19 protein-coding genes are annotated in these 19,308 nt (G+C 62.3%); 18 read left to right on the top strand and 1 reads right to left on the bottom strand.

What is annotated here, in order from left to right; genetic code table 11:
• Position 1: 1 nt before the first annotated feature.
• The 18 genes from ASE79_RS06935 to ASE79_RS06850 all read left to right on the top strand — a co-directional run bounded on the left by ASE79_RS06935 (position 2) and on the right by ASE79_RS06850 (position 18,304).
• Entirely contained in the window at positions 2 to 1,339 is a 1,338-nt protein-coding gene (locus ASE79_RS06935; protein WP_056413890.1) for a TraB/VirB10 family protein, read from the top strand.
• On the top strand, positions 1,326 to 2,204 hold the full coding sequence (locus tag ASE79_RS06930) for a DsbC family protein (protein ID WP_056413888.1): 879 nt from the start codon (positions 1,326 to 1,328) through the stop codon (positions 2,202 to 2,204). Before ASE79_RS06935 ends, ASE79_RS06930 begins: the two co-directional genes overlap by 14 nt.
• On the top strand, positions 2,201 to 3,154 hold the full coding sequence (locus tag ASE79_RS06925; RefSeq protein ID WP_156359580.1) for a conjugal transfer protein TraV: 954 nt from the start codon (positions 2,201 to 2,203) through the stop codon (positions 3,152 to 3,154). Before ASE79_RS06930 ends, ASE79_RS06925 begins: the two co-directional genes overlap by 4 nt.
• Complete coding sequence (gene traC / locus ASE79_RS06920; protein WP_056413882.1) at positions 3,151 to 5,733, top strand: type IV secretion system protein TraC; 2,583 nt, start codon at positions 3,151 to 3,153, stop codon at positions 5,731 to 5,733. Before ASE79_RS06925 ends, traC begins: the two co-directional genes overlap by 4 nt.
• A 5-nt stretch (positions 5,734 to 5,738) precedes the next feature.
• Positions 5,739 to 6,080 carry a hypothetical protein gene (locus ASE79_RS06915; protein ID WP_056413879.1) on the top strand — a complete coding sequence of 114 codons (342 nt, stop codon included), beginning with the start codon at positions 5,739 to 5,741 and terminating at the stop codon, positions 6,078 to 6,080.
• Positions 6,077 to 6,733, top strand: a complete 657-nt coding sequence (locus ASE79_RS06910) for a TrbI F-type domain-containing protein (protein WP_082445149.1) — start codon at positions 6,077 to 6,079, stop codon at positions 6,731 to 6,733. The genes ASE79_RS06915 and ASE79_RS06910 overlap by 4 nt, the downstream gene beginning before the upstream one ends.
• Entirely contained in the window at positions 6,723 to 7,265 is a 543-nt protein-coding gene (locus ASE79_RS06905; protein ID WP_235516788.1) for a S26 family signal peptidase, read from the top strand. Before ASE79_RS06910 ends, ASE79_RS06905 begins: the two co-directional genes overlap by 11 nt.
• Before the next feature lie 23 nt (positions 7,266 to 7,288).
• Positions 7,289 to 7,900 carry a type-F conjugative transfer system protein TraW gene (gene traW, locus ASE79_RS06900; protein WP_056413877.1) on the top strand — a complete coding sequence of 204 codons (612 nt, stop codon included), beginning with the start codon at positions 7,289 to 7,291 and terminating at the stop codon, positions 7,898 to 7,900.
• The gene (locus ASE79_RS06895) at positions 7,900 to 8,178 is read left to right on the top strand and encodes a hypothetical protein (RefSeq protein ID WP_056413874.1); all 279 of its coding nucleotides are present in this window, start codon (positions 7,900 to 7,902) and stop codon (positions 8,176 to 8,178) included. Before traW ends, ASE79_RS06895 begins: the two co-directional genes overlap by 1 nt.
• 23 nt (positions 8,179 to 8,201) lie before the next feature.
• Positions 8,202 to 9,191, top strand: coding sequence for a conjugal transfer pilus assembly protein TraU (traU, locus tag ASE79_RS06890; RefSeq protein ID WP_235516856.1), 990 nt, complete (start codon positions 8,202 to 8,204; stop codon positions 9,189 to 9,191).
• A gap of 12 nt (positions 9,192 to 9,203) precedes the next feature.
• Positions 9,204 to 9,944: a type-F conjugative transfer system pilin assembly protein TrbC gene (gene trbC / locus ASE79_RS06885; protein ID WP_056413872.1), complete on the top strand. Its 741-nt coding sequence runs from the start codon at positions 9,204 to 9,206 to the stop codon at positions 9,942 to 9,944.
• Positions 9,945 to 11,738: a conjugal transfer protein TraN gene (locus ASE79_RS06880; RefSeq protein ID WP_056413869.1), complete on the top strand. Its 1,794-nt coding sequence runs from the start codon at positions 9,945 to 9,947 to the stop codon at positions 11,736 to 11,738.
• Between the two features lie 40 nt (positions 11,739 to 11,778).
• A complete protein-coding gene (locus ASE79_RS06875) occupies positions 11,779 to 12,123 on the top strand; it encodes a hypothetical protein (protein WP_162237009.1) in 345 nt (114 codons plus the stop codon).
• The gene (locus ASE79_RS06870) at positions 12,104 to 13,030 is read left to right on the top strand and encodes a conjugal transfer protein TraF (RefSeq protein WP_235516787.1); all 927 of its coding nucleotides are present in this window, start codon (positions 12,104 to 12,106) and stop codon (positions 13,028 to 13,030) included. The genes ASE79_RS06875 and ASE79_RS06870 overlap by 20 nt, the downstream gene beginning before the upstream one ends.
• 68 nt (positions 13,031 to 13,098) lie before the next feature.
• Positions 13,099 to 14,493, top strand: coding sequence for a conjugal transfer protein TraH (locus tag ASE79_RS06865; protein WP_235516855.1), 1,395 nt, complete (start codon positions 13,099 to 13,101; stop codon positions 14,491 to 14,493).
• 15 nt (positions 14,494 to 14,508) lie between these two features.
• A complete protein-coding gene (locus ASE79_RS06860) occupies positions 14,509 to 17,274 on the top strand; it encodes a conjugal transfer protein TraG N-terminal domain-containing protein (protein ID WP_056413860.1) in 2,766 nt (921 codons plus the stop codon).
• Positions 17,275 to 17,522: 248 nt separating this feature from the next.
• Positions 17,523 to 17,969: a hypothetical protein gene (locus ASE79_RS21390; protein ID WP_200910333.1), complete on the top strand. Its 447-nt coding sequence runs from the start codon at positions 17,523 to 17,525 to the stop codon at positions 17,967 to 17,969.
• Between the two features lie 134 nt (positions 17,970 to 18,103).
• A complete protein-coding gene (locus ASE79_RS06850) occupies positions 18,104 to 18,304 on the top strand; it encodes a DUF3606 domain-containing protein (RefSeq protein ID WP_056413858.1) in 201 nt (66 codons plus the stop codon).
• Between the two features lie 193 nt (positions 18,305 to 18,497).
• Here ASE79_RS06850 and xth read toward each other — a convergent pair whose 3' ends face one another.
• Positions 18,498 to 19,295 carry an exodeoxyribonuclease III gene (gene xth / locus ASE79_RS06845; RefSeq protein ID WP_056413854.1) on the bottom strand — a complete coding sequence of 266 codons (798 nt, stop codon included), beginning with the start codon at positions 19,293 to 19,295 and terminating at the stop codon, positions 18,498 to 18,500.
• Positions 19,296 to 19,308: the final 13 nt, after the last annotated feature.

The following is a 19,308-nucleotide window of genomic DNA, read 5'->3' as shown; positions in this document are numbered from 1 at the left end:
CATGGTCATCAAAGATATCTTCTCTCGCGAGCGCAAGCCGCTCGACGCTCCTGAAGCCATCGACGGCGACGGTGTATCGCCGATCGCGTCGGAACTGGATGGCAACGTCGAGACCCGCAAGAAGCAGCAGATGAAGCTCGCTGTCGGGTGCGGCGTGGTCCTGGTGGCCTCCTCCTTCTGGATTTTCGGCGGTGACGACGCGGTCGAGAAGATCGATCCCGATAGCGCGGACAGGAAGACGGTCTCGGTCAGCGACATGACCAACAAGACCAAATCCGAGCAGGAGTGGATGGCGCAGTCCGAAAACCGCTTCCAGTCCAACGAGAACCAGCTGAAGGGTGTCGAAGGCACCAACGCCCGCGTCGCGCAGCTTGCCGAGCAACTCGATGCGATGCGCGCGCAAAACCAGTCGATGTCGGCAGACGGCCAGCGTGTCGTCTCTGCCTATCAGGCTGAGAACGACCAGCTTCGTCGTCAGGTCAATGAGCGCGCGGCCGCGCCCGCGCCGGTGCCCGGGCCACAGGCAATGTACGGCCCGGGTAGCACTGCCATGTACGGTCGCCCTGGCGCTCCCGGCGCCGGCAATGTCCCCGACGTCGCTCCTGCGCGCATGAGCGAAGTTAAGATGGTGTCGTTCGGCTCGGCCGAGGCTGGTAACGCGTCACGCGTCTCGAAGGGCAGCACGGTTTATACCGACAGCCCGAATTATCTTCCGCCGAACTCCTTCGCTACCGCCAAGGTCATCGTCGGTGTCGATGCAGCAGCCGGCGTCAACAGCCAGACCGACCCCCTGCCTGTCGTCCTGCGCGTCACTGGTCCTGCGCGATCGGTGTTGCAGAACGGCAAGCTTCTGACCACCAAGATCCAGGGATGCCTCATCAACGGCGCCGCCCGCGGCGAGCTGTCGAGCGAGAAGGTCTATGTGAAGCTGCAGAAGATGACCTGCCCGCAACCGGGCGGTCGCTATGCGGTTTCCGAGGTCAAGGGTTTCATTGCGTTTGGCGGAAAGACCGGTGTTCGGGGCCGCGTCGTCAGCCGGGAGGGGTCGCTGGTCAGCCAAGCCTTCATCGCTGGCCTCGTCGGCGGGATCGGCAAGGGCTTCGCCGCCAACTCGAACTCGTTCCTTCAGGGCACCAACGTCCAGGTCAACGGCAAGCGCCAGCAGCTCGGTCTGGGTGACATTGCCCAAGGCGGCGTCGGCAACGGCGTGGGCGAGGCTGGCGACATGGTCTCGAAATACCTGATCGAGCGCGCCGAGCAGTACCAGCCGGTCATCGAGATGCCGACCGGCGTCGACGTCGAGATCGTCTTCCTGGAGGGTGTTTATGTTCGGAACTGATAGCAGCGCCGACCAGCGCATCACCGCGGGACGGGTATTCATCCTCCTCGCGATCATTGCGGCATTCATCGCCGCTGCGATCGGCGCGAAAGCGGCTTATGCTGCGCTTCGTCCCGTAGACGCATCGGTGATCTCGCTTCTCAAGGCGCGTTTGCCCAAGACGAAGGTCAGCAAGGTCGACTGCGCGGTTGTCGATGGCCTGTGCGAAGTGACGGCGGGCAACAACCTGTTCTACGTCGATCGCTCGGGACGCTACCTCGTCATCGGCCGGGTCTACGACATGGAGACGCGGCAGGATCTAACCGCGACCCGTCTGCTCGAGATCAATCCGGACACTCTGATTGGCGGGGCCGCCAAGGCAAATAATGCGGCCGACAGCGGCGAGCCCCCGATCGCGAAGGCAGTCGGTGCGGGTACACAACCTACGGTGCCGGCGATGCCGTCGCGCATCTCGCTCGACGGTCTCCCCAAGGACGGCGCAATCGTCTGGGGTAACCAGTCGGGCAAGACGGTTACGGTCTTCAGTGACTTTCGCTGTGGCTACTGTCGCGCGCTGTCGAACACCCTGCGCTCGATGAATGTGCGCGTGGTCGAACGTCCGATCTCGGTACTGGGTAGCCGCGACCTCGCCAACCAGGTGTATTGCGCCAAGAACCGCGAGACCGCGCTTCATCAGGCCTATGCCGGCGAGCCACTGCGCAACGCCGCCTCCTGCGACACCTCGGGTCTCGATGCCAATGAGCGCTTTGCCCGGTCGCATGGCCTGAACGGAACACCCGTCATCGTCCGCGCCGATGGCGCGATGATCGAGGGCTATCGTCCCAAGGAGGCACTCGCTTCCTTCATCGCTGGAGGCCGGTCGTGAACAAGGTCCACGTTTGTCTCGCTGTCGCCCTGGCGTCTGGCACCATAATGACCGGCTGCACGACGATGGGCGGCAACATCAAGGGTAACTTCTCTTGCATGGCACCCGACGGGATCTGTGCGCCCAGCTCCACGATCGATGATCGCGCGCTTGCGATGATCGCGGGCGAGGACGGCGATCGCATGATCACGCCAGCTGGTCCGTACAGCACGCCGCAGAGCGCTGGTCGGGGCTTCGACACCGCCGCTGCTGCGCCTGCGCGTAGCCAGGAGCGGGTTCTCCGCATCGTTTTCCCGGCGCAGATCGATGGCGCCGGCCGCCTGCACGAACAGACTGCAGTTCATGCCGTCGTCGAGCGCGGTGAATGGCAGCGCGCGCTTGCGAGCAACGCTGTCGCTACGACCCCGGCACAGGTTCAGGCGGCAACGGGTGGCGACACGCTGATAGCGGCCGTCGACCGTGCCGATCCCCCCATCGTGATGGAGGATTCCTCCATTGCTGATCCAGACATGCCGAGCGCCGCTGCTGTTGCCGCGGCACGGGTGCAGGCCGATCCAGTCGGTGACATCAAGGACCAGGTCGCGCGTCGACTCTCGAAGACCCCGCGCCGCCTTTCGGTATCACCCTCCGCTCTCCGCACTCCTACCGCTTTGACCTATAGCTCGAAGCCAGCAGCCCCCACGACAAACATGCCGGTCGCGGTTGGCATGACTACCAACGCCAAGCCTCTCCCGTCACCCGCGCCTGTTCGTCCGGTCGTCACGTCCACCTCGGTTATCACGCCGAAGTACGCAACCCCGGCCGGTCGCACCGCGATCGCCGCGGTCGGCGCCAACCCAGCCGTTCGTGCCGGCCTTGCCCGTGCCGAGCCGGAAGCGCGGGAGGCGGCAAAGGGTGCGAACCCGCTGTCGGTGCTGCGCGCATCCTCATTTCCCGGAGTTGTCCAGTGAGCATCTTCAAAGGCCTGCTCTCCACGCTCCTCGGAGACTCCGCCAAGCCTGAGAACGGCCGTCCGGACGCAGCCGTCCCACGGTTCGTCCATTGGCTGCCCTACCGCGGCTACGACCCCAAGACGCAAATTTACTACAATAGCGCCTCACGCGGCTTCTTCCTCGAAGCGACCCCGATGATCGGCGCGACCGAGCAAAGCCACGAGATGTTGGCACAGCTGCTGTCCGAGGGCATTCCGACGCCGGGTGCCCTGCAGGTGCATGGCTGGATGAGCCCCCGCATCAGCGAGAAGCTGTCGCAGTGGTACATGCCACGCTATTCGGCATCGGGCATCTACGAGCGCATGGCGCGGCACCGCACCGAGTATCTGATGGGCGGCGTCTGGAGCTCGCTGTCAGCATCGGCGCCTTTCTGCCTGCGTAATCATCGTCTCGGCCTGTCCTACTCGACGCCGGAATCGAGCCGCGTATCGAACGGGGAAATCACCTCGGTCATGGAGGGGCTGATCTCCGCGCTGGAGTCGCTCGGCGTCCACGCACGGGCAATTGATCCCAAGGGCCTGATCTCCTGGATCGACGACATAACCTCGCCGACGACGGCCCCGGGTGACGACACGATCACCTACAATCCGTTCGACCCGATCGCAGACCAGGCGGTGCGCCATGATCTAGAGATAAAGATCGAGCCGGACCGCATCCTGCTGCGCACCGAGCGCTTCCGGCCTACCGGCAAGACCGTCGAGAACGCGCCCGAGATTGGCGAGATCTATCCAGACACGTTTGACGTGCGCTCCTTCTCGGTGCGCAACCTGCCGCAGCGCTGGGCACCCTGGGACATGGCCAAGCTGATCGGCGACATGTTCGCGGACAAGCTGCGCATGCCCTGCCCAGTATCGACCAACCTGTGCCTCGACTTCCCCGACGCCGAGGCCTCCGGGCAGCGCGCCGGCCGCAAGTTCATGCGCACCACCAGCCTCGCCGACAGCAAGTCCGCGCGCATGTTGCCACAGCTGAAGGACCAGTCCGAAGAGTGGCGTTTCGTGAAGGACGAGCTGCGCCAGGGTCGCAAGCTGGTGCAGGCCTTCTACTCGGTCACCTCGTTCAGCCCGAAAGGCAAGGGCGACGCCAATGAGCGCATCCTGAAGTCGGTGTACCGCGCGGCAGGCTGGGACCTGCTCGACGATCGCTATCTACAGATCCAGGGTCTGCTTGCGGCGATGCCGATGACGATGGCCAACGGCCTGTCGTTCGACCTCAAGAACATGAAGCGCCTGCGCACCGTCCTGACCACGACTGCTGCCAGCCTAATGCCGCTGCAGGGCGAATATCTGGGCGGCAACAACCCGCACCTGATGCTGATCGGTAGGCGCGGCCAGCCCTTCTTCTGGTCACCGTTTGAGAACACCGCCGGCAACCACAACGTGGCGGTCTTCGGCAAGTCGGGCTCGGGCAAGTCGGTGGCCCTGCAGGAGCTGTGCGCCTCGATGGTCGGCGCCGGCGCCAAGGTCGTCGTGATCGACGACGGCCGGTCGTTCGAGCATTCTGCCAAGCTGCAGGGCGGCGCGTTCGTCGAGTTCACGATGTCGTCGGGGTTCTGCATCAACCCGTTCTCGATGATCGATCCGGTGCTGGCGGAGACCGATGAGGATTACCTCATGGACTGCTTCGCCATGCTGAAATCGATCGTGAACCAGATGGCGCGGCACATCGACAAGCTCGACGATACCGAGCGCGGCCTGATCGATGGCGCGATCAACAAGGTCTGGGCCGAGAAAGGCCGGCAGGGCTCAGTCAACGACGTCATCGCAGCGCTCGACGAAACCACAAACCCGCTCGCGATCAATCTCGCGATCGCGATGCGCCCCTTCTCGACCGACGGCACCTATGGCCGCTTCTTCGAGGGCGAGGTGTCCTTCCAGCTCAAGAATAACCTGACGGTGTTCGAGCTGTCGGACCTCTCGTCACGCGAGGAGCTTCGTAGCGTCGCGCTGACGGCAATCATGTTCATGGCGAGCCAAGCCATGCGCCGCGAGGACCGCTCGGTCCCCAAGGCGCTGCTGCTCGATGAGGCATGGCAGATGCTGAAGGGCGGCTCGATGGCCGACTTCATCGAAGCCTATGCGCGTACCTGCCGCAAATACGGCGCGTCGCTGGTCACGGCCACGCAGAGCTTGAACGACTATTACAAGTCGGACGGGTCGAAGGCGGCGCTCGAGAACAGCGACTGGTTCGTCATCCTCCAGCAGAAGGCGGAAACGATCGCCGACTTCAAGAAGCACGATCGCTTTGAGATGGACGATTATACCGATGCGCTGCTCCGCTCGCTGAAGCGTAACGGCTCCGAATATTCCGACGTGATGATCAAGGGTCCGGAGACCCTGGCGGTCGGCCGGCTCGTGCTCGATCCCTATTCGGCAACGGTCTACTCGTCGTCGCCGCGCACGTTTGCGGCGATCCACGACCTGCTCGCGCAAGGCCTGACGATGGAAGAGGCGATCGAGCGGGTCGCTTACCCCGACAACCCCGAGAAATGGACCGATCCGAGCGCCGATGACGCGCTGGCGATCGCAGCGGAGTGACAGCTATGGCAACCGTTCTTCAGCCCCTCCAGGTCGAGCGCAAGGTCGACTATGGCTATTCCCTTTATTTCGGACTGCACTTCGCGGGCTTTATGGCCACGACGCTCCTGATGACGTGGGGCGTCTTCGTCCTGTTTTTCCTGCTCATCGGCAGCTTTTCGCTCGATGGCATGATGAACCATCTGCAGAACATGACCAGCCGCTACCTCGCAGCGGACGCGGGCCGGCTCGACCAGTTCAAGATGATCGTCGGTGTCGTCCATATGGTCATCTCCGGCGCGATCATGTTCTTCCGCCGTCACGCCATTTTGCCGCGTGATGCCGCCCGCCTGGAGCACGGCGCATGACCGAGGCCGTCGACACCCCCACTGCCGAGCCCGCTGTGACCGCTCCTGCCGCGATCACTGTCCGGCGCAAGACGGTGTTCGCAGGCTACACCGCCACACAGCTGCTGATCGGTGCGGCGCTCGTCCTCGCGCTGGTCTGGGCCATGTGGGTCACGAAGGTTGTGACTGCTGAAAAGCCGCAGCATATCGTCAAGGCAGACCTGTCCCGGATCGTTGGCGAGTACGTTCAGGCACAAGCCCGTAGCGCGACCCCGCCCGACCAGGTCCAGGCGCAGATGCGCACGTTCATGGCATCGCTCGATACGGAGCTGCAGCGCCGCGGTGCGGCTGGCCAGGTCGTGCTCGTCGGGGAGGCAGTCCTGTCCAAGAGCGTGCCTGACATCACCGCCGATGTGGCCAGAGCCGTTTATGCTTCGGGCGTGAAGGCACCAGTGCCGGCGACGCCCGCCCAGATGGGTTTGATGATGCAGGGGCAGGCCCCTGCCGCGCCGACGATCGCGCCTGTCGAAATGGCGCAGGTCGCCCCCGTTCCCGCCGCGCCGAACCCCTTTGCCGCAGTGCCCGCCCCCGCCACTGGCCAGGACATCGCACCGGTCGATCCGTCGGTTGCCGGCGCGATGGTCTCGAGCTTTGGAGGTCCCGGTGGCCAGTAAGGCAATTGCGGCGCCGACACCGGCCGAGGGCTTCCGCCCCCGCAAGCGTCTCTGGGCAGCGCTTGGTCTATTCGTCGCCGGTGGGATCTCGCTGAACGCAATCGCGCAGTGGCGGGACACGCACGGCTTGCTCATCAACGCGTCGGAATCGCTGCCGAACTGGGCGTTCGTGATCCACAAGACGGCAGTGCCGAAGCGTGGTGAGTACGTCTTCTTCGTGCCGCCAGCCGTGCCTCTCGTCATCAAGCATTTCGGTGCGAAAAAGCAGATGTTCGGCAAGATCGTCTACGGCATGCCGGGTGACACCGTCGTCCACCGCGGCGCGGACGTGTTCGTGGCGGGCAAGCTCGTCAGCCACATGAAGCCGTTCACGAAGTCGGGCGAGCCGCTGGTGGCTGGCCCGACGGGCGTTATCCCGCAGGGCTGCTACTATGTCGGTAGTCCGCACAAGGACGGTTTCGACAGCCGCTATGCCGCGATCGGCTACGCCTGCTCGAACAAGATCGTCGGCGTCGGGGATCCAATCCTGTGAGGGCCGCCCTCGATCTTTGTGTGATGTTCGCGGTTAGCGCGCTGCTGACTTCCTCCGTTGCGATCGCCAGTGACCACGGTGTCGTCGGCCAGGCCTTTCCGATCATTGAGCCGGATTTGCTGGCAACGATCGAGGCCCGCCTGCAGCGCCTGCAAGCCACGGGTGGAATTGACCGCATGAACGCCGAGTTCGCCAAGCGGTCCGAAGCGCGCGTGCGTCGGCCGAAGCCTGTCGCCGGCATCACAGCGACGACGGAGCCACGCAGCTGGGCTTACGATCCGACGATCGTCATCGAGCGTGACGTTCAGGACCAGAAGGGCAACTACATCGCCCGCGCCGGTCAGACTGTGAACCCGCTCGACTTCGTCGCGGTCCATCAGGCGCTGGTGTTCGTCGACGGTGATGACGCCGCACAGGTGGAATGGGCAACGTCGCAATACAGCGATCTGAAGGCAAAAATCATCCTCGTGAGCGGCTCGCCGATTGAGGAAATGACCAACCGCAAGCGGCGCTTCTATTTCGACCAGGAAGGTCGCCTCACCGGCAAACTCGGCATTCGGCACACGCCGGCTGTCGCCGTTCAGAATGGCCGCGTCCTGGAGCTCTCCGAAATCAAGCTGAAGGGAATAAGCTGATGCCGTTGTGGCTCGACCTCCTGCGCACGCCGATGGCGGCTCCTGAAACCGACGATCTGCGTACCATGAGGCGGACCTTTCAGGTCCTTTGCGTTGCGTCCGCGATCGGCGTCCTTGCCATCTCGCCGCTGGTGCGCCTTTTCGGACGCCCCGCATCCTTCATGGTTGCGGCTTTGCTTATGACGACGGCGCTGCATACCGCGCTCTACGTCTTCCGAAAGAATCGCGCCGACAACGCCTTCCTCGACGCTGCACAGTCGTCGGAGGAGCACGCGTGAAGCTGCTGCGCTTCCTGACGCTGTTGTTGGGTGCGTTCGTGCTTTCGACGACACTTAGCCCGCGCGCGGAGGCGCAATCGAAGTGCTCGGGCAAATTCGTGAACCCGATCACCGACGTCTGCTGGTCGTGCCTGTTTCCGCTCTCGGTGGGTGGCCTGAAGATCTGGCCGAGCAATCGCGCCGATACGGAAAATCCGTCCCTCCCCGTCTGCGCGTGTGGCAGCCCGGTGCCGCGCATCGGTATCTCGGCTGGTTTTTGGGAGCCTGTTCGTCTTGCCGACGTCACCACCAAACCGTGGTGCTTCGTCAATCTGGGCGGCACCAAGATCGCGCCCGGCTTCGACATCGGACAGGGCCAGCTATCCGGACCATCGCAGACCGGCGGGAACGGGCAGAACACGTCGAAGTGGCACGTCCACTGGTACGTCTATCCGCTGCTCTACTGGATGGAGATTCTGACCGATTTCCTGTGCTTCGAGCAGGCGTCGTTCGACATCGCGTACATGACCGAGGTCGATCCGCTCTGGCAGGATGACTCGCTGACCGCGCTCATCAACCCGGAAGCCGTGCTGTTCTCGACGCCGATCGCGCAGGCTGCGTGTGCCGGCGACTGCATCGCTGCAACCGCCAAGCTGCCGCTCGACGCGACCTTTTGGTGCGCCGGCTGTCAGGGTCCGATGTATCCGGTCAACGGCAACATCGCCGCCTCGATCGGTCATGTGCAGGCGTCGCGGCTTGCGCTGGCTCGCTTCGCCTTCAAGATCCACCGCGAAGGTCTCGCCTGGGGCACGATGGGCTCTAAGGGCCTGTGCAACAAGTACCCGATGCCGGTGCTGCGCAAGCAGCAATACCGCGTCCAGATGGTCAATCCGATCCCAATGGTCAGCGGCAAAATGGCCTGCTCGCCGCTTGGGGCCTCGACCATGCCACCACAGGCGGGCCGCGCCTTCCCCGTGAAGGGCGAGGACATGGGCTACCTCGTCTGGCGCAAGCGCAACTGCTGCGTGCTGTGAGGAGAGACAATCATGCGCCGCATCACCATCGTTATTGCCGCAATCGCCGGGCTCGCCGGCATCCAGGCGATCGCACAGACTGTCGATGGCCTCGATCTCGAAGCGATCAAGCGTCGTTCGGCCGCCATGCAGGGTGACGCCGATCTCTTTGCCGAACATGTCCGCAACCGCGGCGATGCCTTCCGCGAGGAGGCCGTCGCCATTCAGGCCAAAAGCAGCACGAACCTCACCGCGCTCGCTAAAGCGGATCTGCCGGTGAACGGGGACGGTGCGTTCGACTTCGACGAGATCATCAAGGGGGCCAGCCAGAACGTCGCCGGCACCAAGGGCGACGCGCCGCAGTTTATCGCCTTTGCGAGCCTGTCGATGCCGCCAGCGACCCTTCGTCAGCTCATTGCCGACACGGCCAAGGCGGGCGGTGTGGTTGTCTTCCGGGGTTTCCCGAACAACTCGATGAAGGCCTTCAGCTCCATGCTGGGTAAGGTCGTCACCGACAAGGATCAGCTGTCCAATGTCGGGATCGATCCCCGGCTCTTTCGCGCGTTCAACGTCGAGGCGGTCCCGACCTATGTCGCCGTCTCGACCGACTTCGATCTCTGCTCTGGGCTGAATTGCACCACCTTGGTGCCGACGCACGACAAGATCACGGGCAACGTTTCGGTTCGCTATGTGCTCGATACCTTCGTCGCGGCGCACGGCCCCGGTGCTGGGGTGGCGTCCGTCGCATTGCGTAACCTCAGCAAGGGCGTCTGAGTGAAGCGCGTCGCTTTCTCTTTGCTACTGAGCGTCCTCGCAGGCGCCACCAGCGGCGTCGTCGCGCAGACGACGATCGAGGAAGCACGCAAGGAGGGCGCCGACCTCGGCAAAACGATGCGCGCTGATGAGAGTTTGGGGCCGAACGACGCCAAGCTCGCACAACTGCCGGGCTATGGCGGCACCGATCTGGCTGAGAAGGTCTATTTCGACGATCCCGACCGCCTGGTGGTCGATGGTGGCTCGAAAGCCGGCACCGACGATGCGTTCGGCACGGTTACCGATCGCGGCCGCACGCGGGCGACCTTCAGCAATGCCGAGATCCTCGCAGCGACCTCGCGCGGCACCGCGATCGAGAAGGATCCTGACACCTATCTGGGTGGGGAGAACATTGGCGGTGCCGAAGGCACCTGCACAGCGCTCCCGCCATCGGTCGGCTCGAAGGGCTATTATGAGGCGACCTGCAACAAGGGTTCGAAGGTCACCGATACGGTTGAGGCCTGCCGCGGAAACCTTGTGCCGACCGTCATCAACACCGCGCGCTGGTTCTACTACGGCGTCCTCGACAAAAACGAGGGTTACGGGTTCGCCAAAAACAGCGTCCTGCAGGCGAAGGTCAATGCCGGCGTTTGCCGTGCAGAGCCTGTTTCGAAGCACATTTGCGACGCGCAGATCGAGCTTGGCGCCGGCGGGAACGACGTCGAAGGCTACCGTAAATACTGCAAGAAGAATGTCAGCGGCACGGCGCAGCTATATTCCTGCAATCCCGAATTGTCGGCTGCCGAGATCGCCAGCCATCACAATAATGCGACCGGCACCCCTTATCTCAAGAAGGAAGGGACGCTTAGCGTCACCGTCGCCCGCAACGAGGGCACCTGCCCTGCGCTTGCGGCCGACACGACGTGCGTGCCCCAAGCGGCAGAGGTCTGCACCGAGGGCCCTGAGACCCGCATCATCGAGGGCGTTCCCGTCACGCAAGCGTGCTGGGCGTGGTCGCGGTCCTTCACCTGTCAGCGTCTCACTCTGGCGAGCGATTGCACCGATCTCGACGCCAACAAACAATGCAAGTTCCTGCGCGACGAGTGCCTCGACGATCCGCAAAGCGGCGCCTGCAAGGTGTCGCAGCGGGTTTATAGTTGCCCGCTTCCCGATGATAAGGCGCCAACCGATAAGCAGTATGTCTGTGGCGGCGACGTCTATTGCCTCAACGGTAGCTGCGAGACGATCGAGCGCGAAGCGTCGACCGAGTTCAAGGACGCGCTGGTCGCCCTCCATTCGATCGGCGACGCCGGCAAGCAGTTTGATCCGGACAACCTCACCGTCTTTTCCGGTGAGCGCGGCACCTGCAACAAGAAGATCTTTGGTGCTTCGAATTGCTGCTCGGGCAGCGGCGTTCCGCTGCTCACGCCGTGGCTGTGCAGTTCGGCCGAAAAGCAGCTCGACGAGAAGGACGACAAGGGGCTCTGCCACAAGGTCGGATCGTACTGTTCCGATAAGGTTCTAGGCGTCTGCGTCACGTCCAAGGACGCCTATTGCTGCTTTGGTAGCAAGCTCAGCCGCATCCTTCAGGAGCAGGGCCGTCAGCAGATCGGCAAGCCGTGGGCCAAGCCCAAGGACGAGACCTGCAAGGGCTTCACCATCGAGGAGTTTCAGCGCCTCGACCTGAGCCAGATGGATTTTTCCGAGGTCTATGCGGAGTTCATGGATGCAGCAAAGCTGCCCAGTGAGGTCTCCGTAATGGCCGACATTCAAACTAAAATTCAGGGGTATTATGACCTTCACGGGAGCAAATGATGTGACGGGTCCGGGGGGGCCATGTTCGATCGACATGTCAGTGCTCGATCTTGCCATTTTCCTTCGCATCCATCGGTCCGGTCGAGGCACTTCGGCGGGCGAGGTTGCGCAGACCATCTCGCACTGGTTCCAGTGCGAGGTCGATCCGCACCAGGTCGAGCAGTCCTTTCCGCGCATGGCGGACAAGGGCTGGCTGGTTCGCCGGGAGACCGGGATGCGCGCGACCATCAAGGGTCGCAAGCACGGTCGCAGCCACCTTCGCGGCATCGTGCGGATGCTCGATCAGGGCACCAGGATGCTCGACGTCGCCGCGATGATGTCAGTTCTCAAACTCGCAATGATTGAGCTCGACGGGGAGCATGATGATGACGACGATCAAGGCTAAGCGTGCCGGGCGGTTGACCGCTGCCATCCTGATGCTGCTTGCAGCGACGGCGCCTGTTGCAACGCCCGCGCTCGCGCAGGCCGTCGATCTGCAGAGCGCGTCGATGGCTGAGGCGATCGATGACGACGATGCGCAATCCAGCAATGCAGTGGTTCAGCCCGAATTTGATCGGACGTCTGACGCCCCGGCGGAGCAGCAGAGCGGCGACTTCTATTGTGGCGAGCGGAAACTCGGCCAGTGGTTCTACTGCGAGCGGCCCAAGGCCAAACCGACCGCCCCGCAGGCGTCCACGCAGCCGCAGCAGTCGTCGACGGCGCAACTGAAGGCAATCACCAAGCAACTGGACGAACTGAAGGCACGCGCCATCCTCGAGCCGAGCGAAGCGAATGTGATCGCCTATGTCCGCTACCAGCGCGAACAGCTCGATCGGGCGTCGATCTTCTCCGACACCTGGCAGCGGGCGCTCTGGCAGAACCCGGATATCGACTACACGCTGCAGCGGCCGGTCTCGACCGTCGGCAAGCGCGCGTGGACCGACAACCGCGCCGCGACGCGCGACCAGGTCCTGTCGCGCCTGGGTCAGCGCTACGGCATGTTCTACTTCTTCGCGCAGTCCTGTGCTGCCTGTGAGGTCTTCTCGCCGATCCTGCGCTCGGTTGCCGATAGCCACCGCATCACCGTCATGGCCGTGTCGACGGATGGCGGTCCGAGCCGCCAGTTCCCCAACTATGTCGTCGACAGTGGTCAACGTCAGCGCATGGGCGTGCCCTTGGCCACGCCGGCGCTCGTCCTGTTCGACACTGTGACGCGCAAGACGGTTCCCGTCGGGTTCGGTGTCATGTCGGCCGACGAAGTTATGGAGCGTATTTTCATGCTGACCAACTCCAAGCCGGGAGGTGACTACTGATGGCGCATCTCTCCTCTCCTCGCCCCTCACCCCTCCGCGCCTGTCTTCGCCGGACCGCGGCGGTCGCGATGAGCCTCGGTGCTGCCAGCATGATCCCCGTTGGCATGGCACGCGCGGACGTCGCGGGGCAGATGAACAGCTTCTTCCAGGACGCGGGCGGCGCCGCGAACGTGACCGGGCCGAGCGCCTATCAGGGGCAGACCGCTGGCTATTATTCGATGGGCAACGTCTGGACGCGCTTCCCGCAAAAGAGCGTGCAGCCATTCAACCTGCAGATGCCCAAGGTGTCCGCGGGCTGCGGTGGGATAGACCTGTTCACCGGCTCCTTCAGCTTCATCAATGGCGCTGAAATGGTCGCCATGCTGAAGGCGACTGCCAACAACGCGCTGGGTTTTGCCTTCCAGCTCGCGATCGACAGCGTCTCGCCAGAGATCGGCAAGGTCATGGATACCATGGCCAACAAGGCGCAGCAGATGAACCAGATGAACATCTCGTCGTGCGAGGCGGCGCAGGGGTTGGTCGGATCAGTCTGGCCTAAGATGGCCGGCGCACGCTCGACGGTCTGCGCAGCGGTCGGCAATTCACAGGGCAAGTTTTCCGACTGGGCGCGGTCGCGGCAAGGTTGCGGCGCGGGCGGTGAACAGGACGCCACCCTCGAGGGTAATACCGATCCGACCTTGGCCGACAAGATCCCCGGTAACCCACGGAATTACACCTGGGATGCGATCAAGAAGTCGAACAAGTTTGGCAGCACCGATCAGCAATTCTCGGAATATCTCATGACGCTCGTTGGTACGATCGTCATCAATCCGAAGGCCCCGGCCGGAGCGATCGTCGGCTTCGTGGGCCCAGCCGAGGATGCAGTCGTCACCGCCCTCCTCGACGGCACTGCGACAGGCGCGCCGGTTAAGATCCTGCACTGCGACGAGGCAGAAGCATGCCTCAACATGACTGAGCAGACGTTGCAGGCGGGGCCCGGCCTGCGCTCGAAGATCAAGGGAATGATCGACTCTATCAATTCCAAGATCCGCACCGATGCGGCGCTCGATGCGTCAGAGCAACAGCTCCTCAATATGACGACGTTGCCGCTGTATAAGATGCTCGCCGTACAGGCGATGGCGCACCAGAACTTCGCCGATGGCGAAACCAGCGCGCTGGCTGAGATCGTCGCTGTGAACCTCCTCTCGTCGATGATCGAGAACATGCTCGACCGGATCAGCCAGTCGACCGTCCAGGTTCAGCCCGCCGATGCCGAAATGGGCAAAATATGGCGCGATCAACTGGCGGAGGCGCGCACGCGCTACGCTCAGCGTGACGTCAAGCTGAAGGACACGCTGAACCAGACGATCGCGCTCATCAATAAGTCGGTGATGCTCGAATCCACCCTTCAGAACAGCATGTCGCCGGCGATGTCTGCGTCGCTGAATTTCTCGCGGGGCCTGAGTGCCCAGGGCCTCAACTAGGACGGGTGACGGATCATGGTTGAGGTCTTCACGATTGGCGGTGGCGAATACATCGTCAACACGTTCAACGCGGTAGCGGCCTGGACGGGCGGGGGCGGCTACCGTTCCCTCTTGCAGGTGGTGATGGCCCTTGGCCTGATCTACTCGCTCCTTGCCGTCGCTTTCACCATGAACGTGCGCGTCTGGCTCAACTGGTTCCTTGGCTCATCGCTCATTTACATGTGCCTTATGGTCCCGACCGTCACGGTTAAGGTGACGGACCGGATCAATCCGTCACTCGCTCCCGCCGTTGTCGACAACGTACCCCTCGGCTTGGGGGTAATCGCCAGCTTCACCAGTCAGGTCGGTGACTGGCTGACCCGGACGGCCGAAACCGTTTTCACGATGCCGAGCCAGCTTAGCTATTCATCCAACGGCATGGTCTATGGTGCCCGTCTGCTCGATGCGACGCGCAATTTTCAGATCTGCGACGCCGAGTTCGCGACCAACCTGTCTTCGCATTTCAAAAACTGCGTATTCGGCGACGTCATGCTCGGCCAGAAGTCGATGACCGATCTCGCCTCCGCGAAAGACCTCTGGGCAACGATGGGACCCGGCTCGGCTGCGCGGTCTCAGCCTTGGGTGGAACGCTCCGGCGCGACAACGTCCAGCAGCATCGTCAGCTGCCGGCAGGCCTACGGTATGCTCGATGGCCTTTGGCACAGCATGATCGACGCCCAGACCTCGCTCTGGGCCAAGGAAACCTATCCAAAGCTCTCGACCGCCGTCGCCTCCGCGAAGCTGCGGGCCGATGTTCCGATCGTCAATCAGGCGTTCACCGCGTCCAGTGCGGGCTACGAGAACATCGTTCGGCAAAACACTGCCATCAACGCCTTCATGCAGGCCCGTGACGGCATGGCGGGTGGTCCGGGCGCGGCCTCGATCGACACGTTCGCGACGACGCGGGCCGATATTCAGGCTCGCAACACGTACAACTCGATCGCGCAGCAGGCGATGAGTTGGGTGCCTATCCTGAACATCGTCCTGACCGTCGTCTTCTATGCGATGTTTCCGGTAATCTTCCCGCTGTTCCTGATGCCGCAAACCGGTGTCGGCGCGCTCAAAGGGTATTTGACCGGGTTCTTCTATCTTGCTGCGTGGGGGCCGCTTTATGTCATCCTCCACATGATCTGCATGACGCGTGCGACAGCCGCGGCTCAGGGCGTAGCGGATGGCGGCATGTCGTTGGGGTCCTATGCCGGTATTGGTGCGGTAAACGCTGAAACTGCGACGATTGCGGGCTTCATGTTGATGTCCGTGCCGTTCCTTGCAGCTGGCTTAGCCAAGGGTGCTATGAGCATCTCAGGCCAGGCGACATCGGTTCTATCGCCGGCGCAGAACGCTGCGGAGGCTGCAGCCGCGGAGCAGACCACAGGCAATTACTCCTATGGCAATGCCAGCTTCTCGAACTCGACGTCCAACATGCGTCAGAGTAACCAGTGGTCGGACGCGCCTGCATTCTCGACCGGTGCATTTGCATCCAGCTTCCGGCACGACAACGGCGCGACGACGAACGGTTTTGGCGACGGCCAGAACGTCTACGACACGTCGAAGGCCATCTCGAATATTCCGTTCTCTGCTTCGATGACGCAGGGATCAGTCGCGACAGAAAGCCGTCAGGCGACGATGGCCGCCCGAGTTGCCGACGGCTTCGAGCAGGCAAGCCGGCGCGAAGTCTCGCACCTCAATGCCCTTCGGAACGGCCATTCCTGGTCGAGCGAGAACTCGTCTGGTTACGACTCCAGTTCCGGTGTTCGTAGCGGCAGCAACACCGAGCTTAGTGATCGCAACACGATCACGGGCACCGACGGCGTCCAGAATAGCCAGAGCGCGGGCAACGGGACGCGTCGCCAGTCGGAGACCGGCAAGGGTACAAACTGGTCAGATCAGTACACTGGAGGCATTCGGGCTAGCGTTGGGAATGCGGGTAAAGGCGGCGGGGTTCTCGGCGCCGCAGCGCGCGCAATCGGGATCAATGGTGAGATTAACGCTGGGTACAATCAGAGCTATACCAATTCGAACACAAGCAATGACAGCGACACCGCGTCGGCCAGTCGCGACAACTCGACGTCGGTTACCGATGGTGTAAGTCGTGACCATTCCACCGGCGCAACCGTAAGCACGAACGATGGCACCTTCAGCCAATCCGGTCAGTTCTCCCGTTCCTCGCAAAGTGAATCGAGGACGAGGGCTATCGAGGAGTCGCTTAGCCGCATTGAGTCCTACAATGAACAGGCTCGTCATTATCGTGAGTTGTCCCAGTCCTTGGAACAGCACGCCAGCTTCGCTGAGAGCCATGGTTTCAGTCTGTCGGAAGATCTTCGACAAGACCTTGCGCGGCACTACGACAAGGAGGTTTCCAACAGTCCCAACGGCGTTCTCCCCGGCCTTTGGGAAACCAACCTCAGCGCGACGCAAGAGGGCATGCGGAATGCTGCTATCGCCAAGTGGTCTAACCAGCGTTCGGCAGGGATCGAGCGAGACATCCAAAGCGCTTTGAGCAATCCTGCCTTGGAAGGTATGACGCTGCCCGGTGTGGCCTCCGAGGCGAGCGTTGCTGGGCGCTCTTCTGGTGGTGCCGGGCTTACCTCGCCTCACCCCGTTGCGAGCGGTAAGCCATCAACGGAGCGGGAGGACAGTATCGTTACTTCTGGCGCTTCCGAACTTCTTGGTGAGAAGCACCGTCGTGGTATCGATGCGCAGGTGTCGCTTGCGAATGGTCCCACAGGCCCGAAGCGGTGATGCTACCTGAACAGCATATGGAGCGCCGCGAGGGGAAGTCCCCCAAAAACGGCCGTGAGAACAATTCGGTTAGCGATCCGTCCTGCCAAAGTGTCGGTATTAGGCGACACGTCGGAACCCCAGTCATAAGCGCGGTCTGGATCCATTTGCCATGTTCCTGTCCCCCGACCAGGGGCCGAGTCACTGTCGAACATAATGGGTTGACTAGGATCAAGCATGATGCACCTCACTATATAGGGTATAGCGAAATGAGCATGATGGCAACGCACGAGCGTAAGGCTTTCCAGTCTGTTCAGCACCGCCCCCCGGCACTCGGTGACATGTCTGGCACCCTCATATTCGGGTTTTCTTGGCTGCTGGTTATGGCGATTGGATTGGCACCGCTTGCGGAAGCCTCCCTATCCCGGTCTCCCTCGATCACCATGCCTACGACGGTCGCATTCTTCGTCGCCGTTGGCAGCGCCGTCCTGTTGCGCCGTAGTTACTCGTGGATGGGGTTGGTGCTGCACATCTTTGGCCAGATCGCGATCTGGCTTTCTCTGTTCGTCATGTCGCTCGCGATCGTGCTCGTTGCGGTCCCGCGAGGATGGTCCCAAACTGCCATAATCGACGATCGCGCAGCCTTGATAACGAGAGCGCATCATCTGACTAAGCTATCTGCTGCACCGTACATTTCCGTATTGGGGCTTCGATAACTGTCACCAAGGGCCACTGATCATGGTCGATCCAGCCTGAATGCCGAAGCTACTCAAGCAGTGAAATTATGCATCGTCCAGGAAACGCTCGGCGGGCCAAGCGTTTTGGGATCAGAACGTATTGGAGACACACATTGGCAGACGACAAGGGCAAGACCGACGACCGTGATCGCAGCCGTGTTTCGGGTAGCGAACCTTACGAGGTCGAGTATTTCGCCCAGAAGCATGGATTGAGTGCGCAGGAGGCGCGTGACCTGATTGCCGAAGTCGGGAACGACCGTGAGCAGCTCGACGCTGCCGCTGGCAAGGTAAACGGTCAGCGCGGTAGCGCCTGACCACCGGCAAGGTGCAGCCGCATCACTTCATAATGAGCAGACGTCACCGGCCCTGCAATAGCCTGAGCGCGATGCTCGAGTTCACGTGGGATGGGGACCTGGGTCTGCAGGTCTAAACGGCGTTGGATAGGCTGCCCAAGCCGACGCATTATTGGAATTCACAGTGTTATGATCGCGTGCGTCGGCCCGACAATCAAGTTGCGGAACGCTTCCGTCTCGCGGCCTTCAGTTTGATCCAGACAGGGGCGTGGTCGCTGGTCTTCTCCCACCCTCTGACGTGATGATCGACCTGCGCGTCCGCCAGTCGCGCAGCCGCAGGGGCGTTCAGGAGAAGATGATCGAGCCTTAGCCCGGCATTGCGACCATACGCGTTCCTGAAATAGTCCCAGAACGTGTAGATTGTTTCGTCGGGATGCTTTGCCCGTAGCGCATCCAGCCAACCCTGATCGATCAGACGAAAGAACGCGGCCCGGACCTCCGGCGCAAACAGCGCGTCCTTGATCCATCGTTCCGGCTTGTAGACGTCCATCTCGGTCGGCATCACATTGTAGTCGCCGGCCAGCACGACCGGCGTATCGGTATCGAACAGCGTGGCCGCATGAGCAATCAGGCGCTCCATCCAGGCGAGCTTGTAGTCGAACTTCGGACCCGGCCTTGGATTTCCATTGGGTAGATAGAATCCTGCGACCAGAATGCCGCCAACGGCCGCTTCGAGATAGCGGCTCTGCACGTCGTCCGGGTCGCCAGGCAACCCCCGTCGGGTCTCAACGGGCTCTGCGCCACGGGCGAGGATGGCGACGCCGTTCCAACTCTTCTGACCCTGCCAGATCGCGCCATAACCCGCCGCTTCGATCGCACTCAAAGGGAACTTCTCGTCCGGCGCTTTCAGTTCCTGCAGGCAGACGACATCGGGCTGAGACTCATCCAGCCAGCGCAGAAGCACCGGCAGGCGACCGTTGATGCCATTCACGTTGTAGGTTGCGATCTTCATCGAGGCACCAGGC

Origin of the sequence: Sphingomonas sp. Leaf28, from assembly GCF_001421685.1 — a bacterium.
Taxonomy (GTDB): domain Bacteria; phylum Pseudomonadota; class Alphaproteobacteria; order Sphingomonadales; family Sphingomonadaceae; genus Sphingomonas; species Sphingomonas aurantiaca.
Note: the sequence above shows the minus strand (reverse complement) of the source record. Positions and strands in the feature narration are given on the sequence as shown.

Coding starts and splice junctions, on each gene's coding strand:
- ASE79_RS06860 (WP_056413860.1), top strand. CDS start 14,509: ATGGTTGAGGTCTTCACGATTGGCGGTGGCGAATACATCGTCAACACG.
- ASE79_RS21390 (WP_200910333.1), top strand. CDS start 17,523: ATGAGCATGATGGCAACGCACGAGCGTAAGGCTTTCCAGTCTGTTCAG.
- ASE79_RS06935 (WP_056413890.1), top strand. CDS start 2: ATGGTCATCAAAGATATCTTCTCTCGCGAGCGCAAGCCGCTCGACGCT.
- trbC (WP_056413872.1), top strand. CDS start 9,204: ATGCGCCGCATCACCATCGTTATTGCCGCAATCGCCGGGCTCGCCGGC.
- traW (WP_056413877.1), top strand. CDS start 7,289: ATGTTCGCGGTTAGCGCGCTGCTGACTTCCTCCGTTGCGATCGCCAGT.
- ASE79_RS06865 (WP_235516855.1), top strand. CDS start 13,099: ATGAGCCTCGGTGCTGCCAGCATGATCCCCGTTGGCATGGCACGCGCG.
- xth (WP_056413854.1), bottom strand. CDS start 19,295: ATGAAGATCGCAACCTACAACGTGAATGGCATCAACGGTCGCCTGCCG.
- ASE79_RS06915 (WP_056413879.1), top strand. CDS start 5,739: ATGGCAACCGTTCTTCAGCCCCTCCAGGTCGAGCGCAAGGTCGACTAT.
- ASE79_RS06870 (WP_235516787.1), top strand. CDS start 12,104: ATGACGACGATCAAGGCTAAGCGTGCCGGGCGGTTGACCGCTGCCATC.
- ASE79_RS06895 (WP_056413874.1), top strand. CDS start 7,900: ATGCCGTTGTGGCTCGACCTCCTGCGCACGCCGATGGCGGCTCCTGAA.
- ASE79_RS06930 (WP_056413888.1), top strand. CDS start 1,326: ATGTTCGGAACTGATAGCAGCGCCGACCAGCGCATCACCGCGGGACGG.
- ASE79_RS06910 (WP_082445149.1), top strand. CDS start 6,077: ATGACCGAGGCCGTCGACACCCCCACTGCCGAGCCCGCTGTGACCGCT.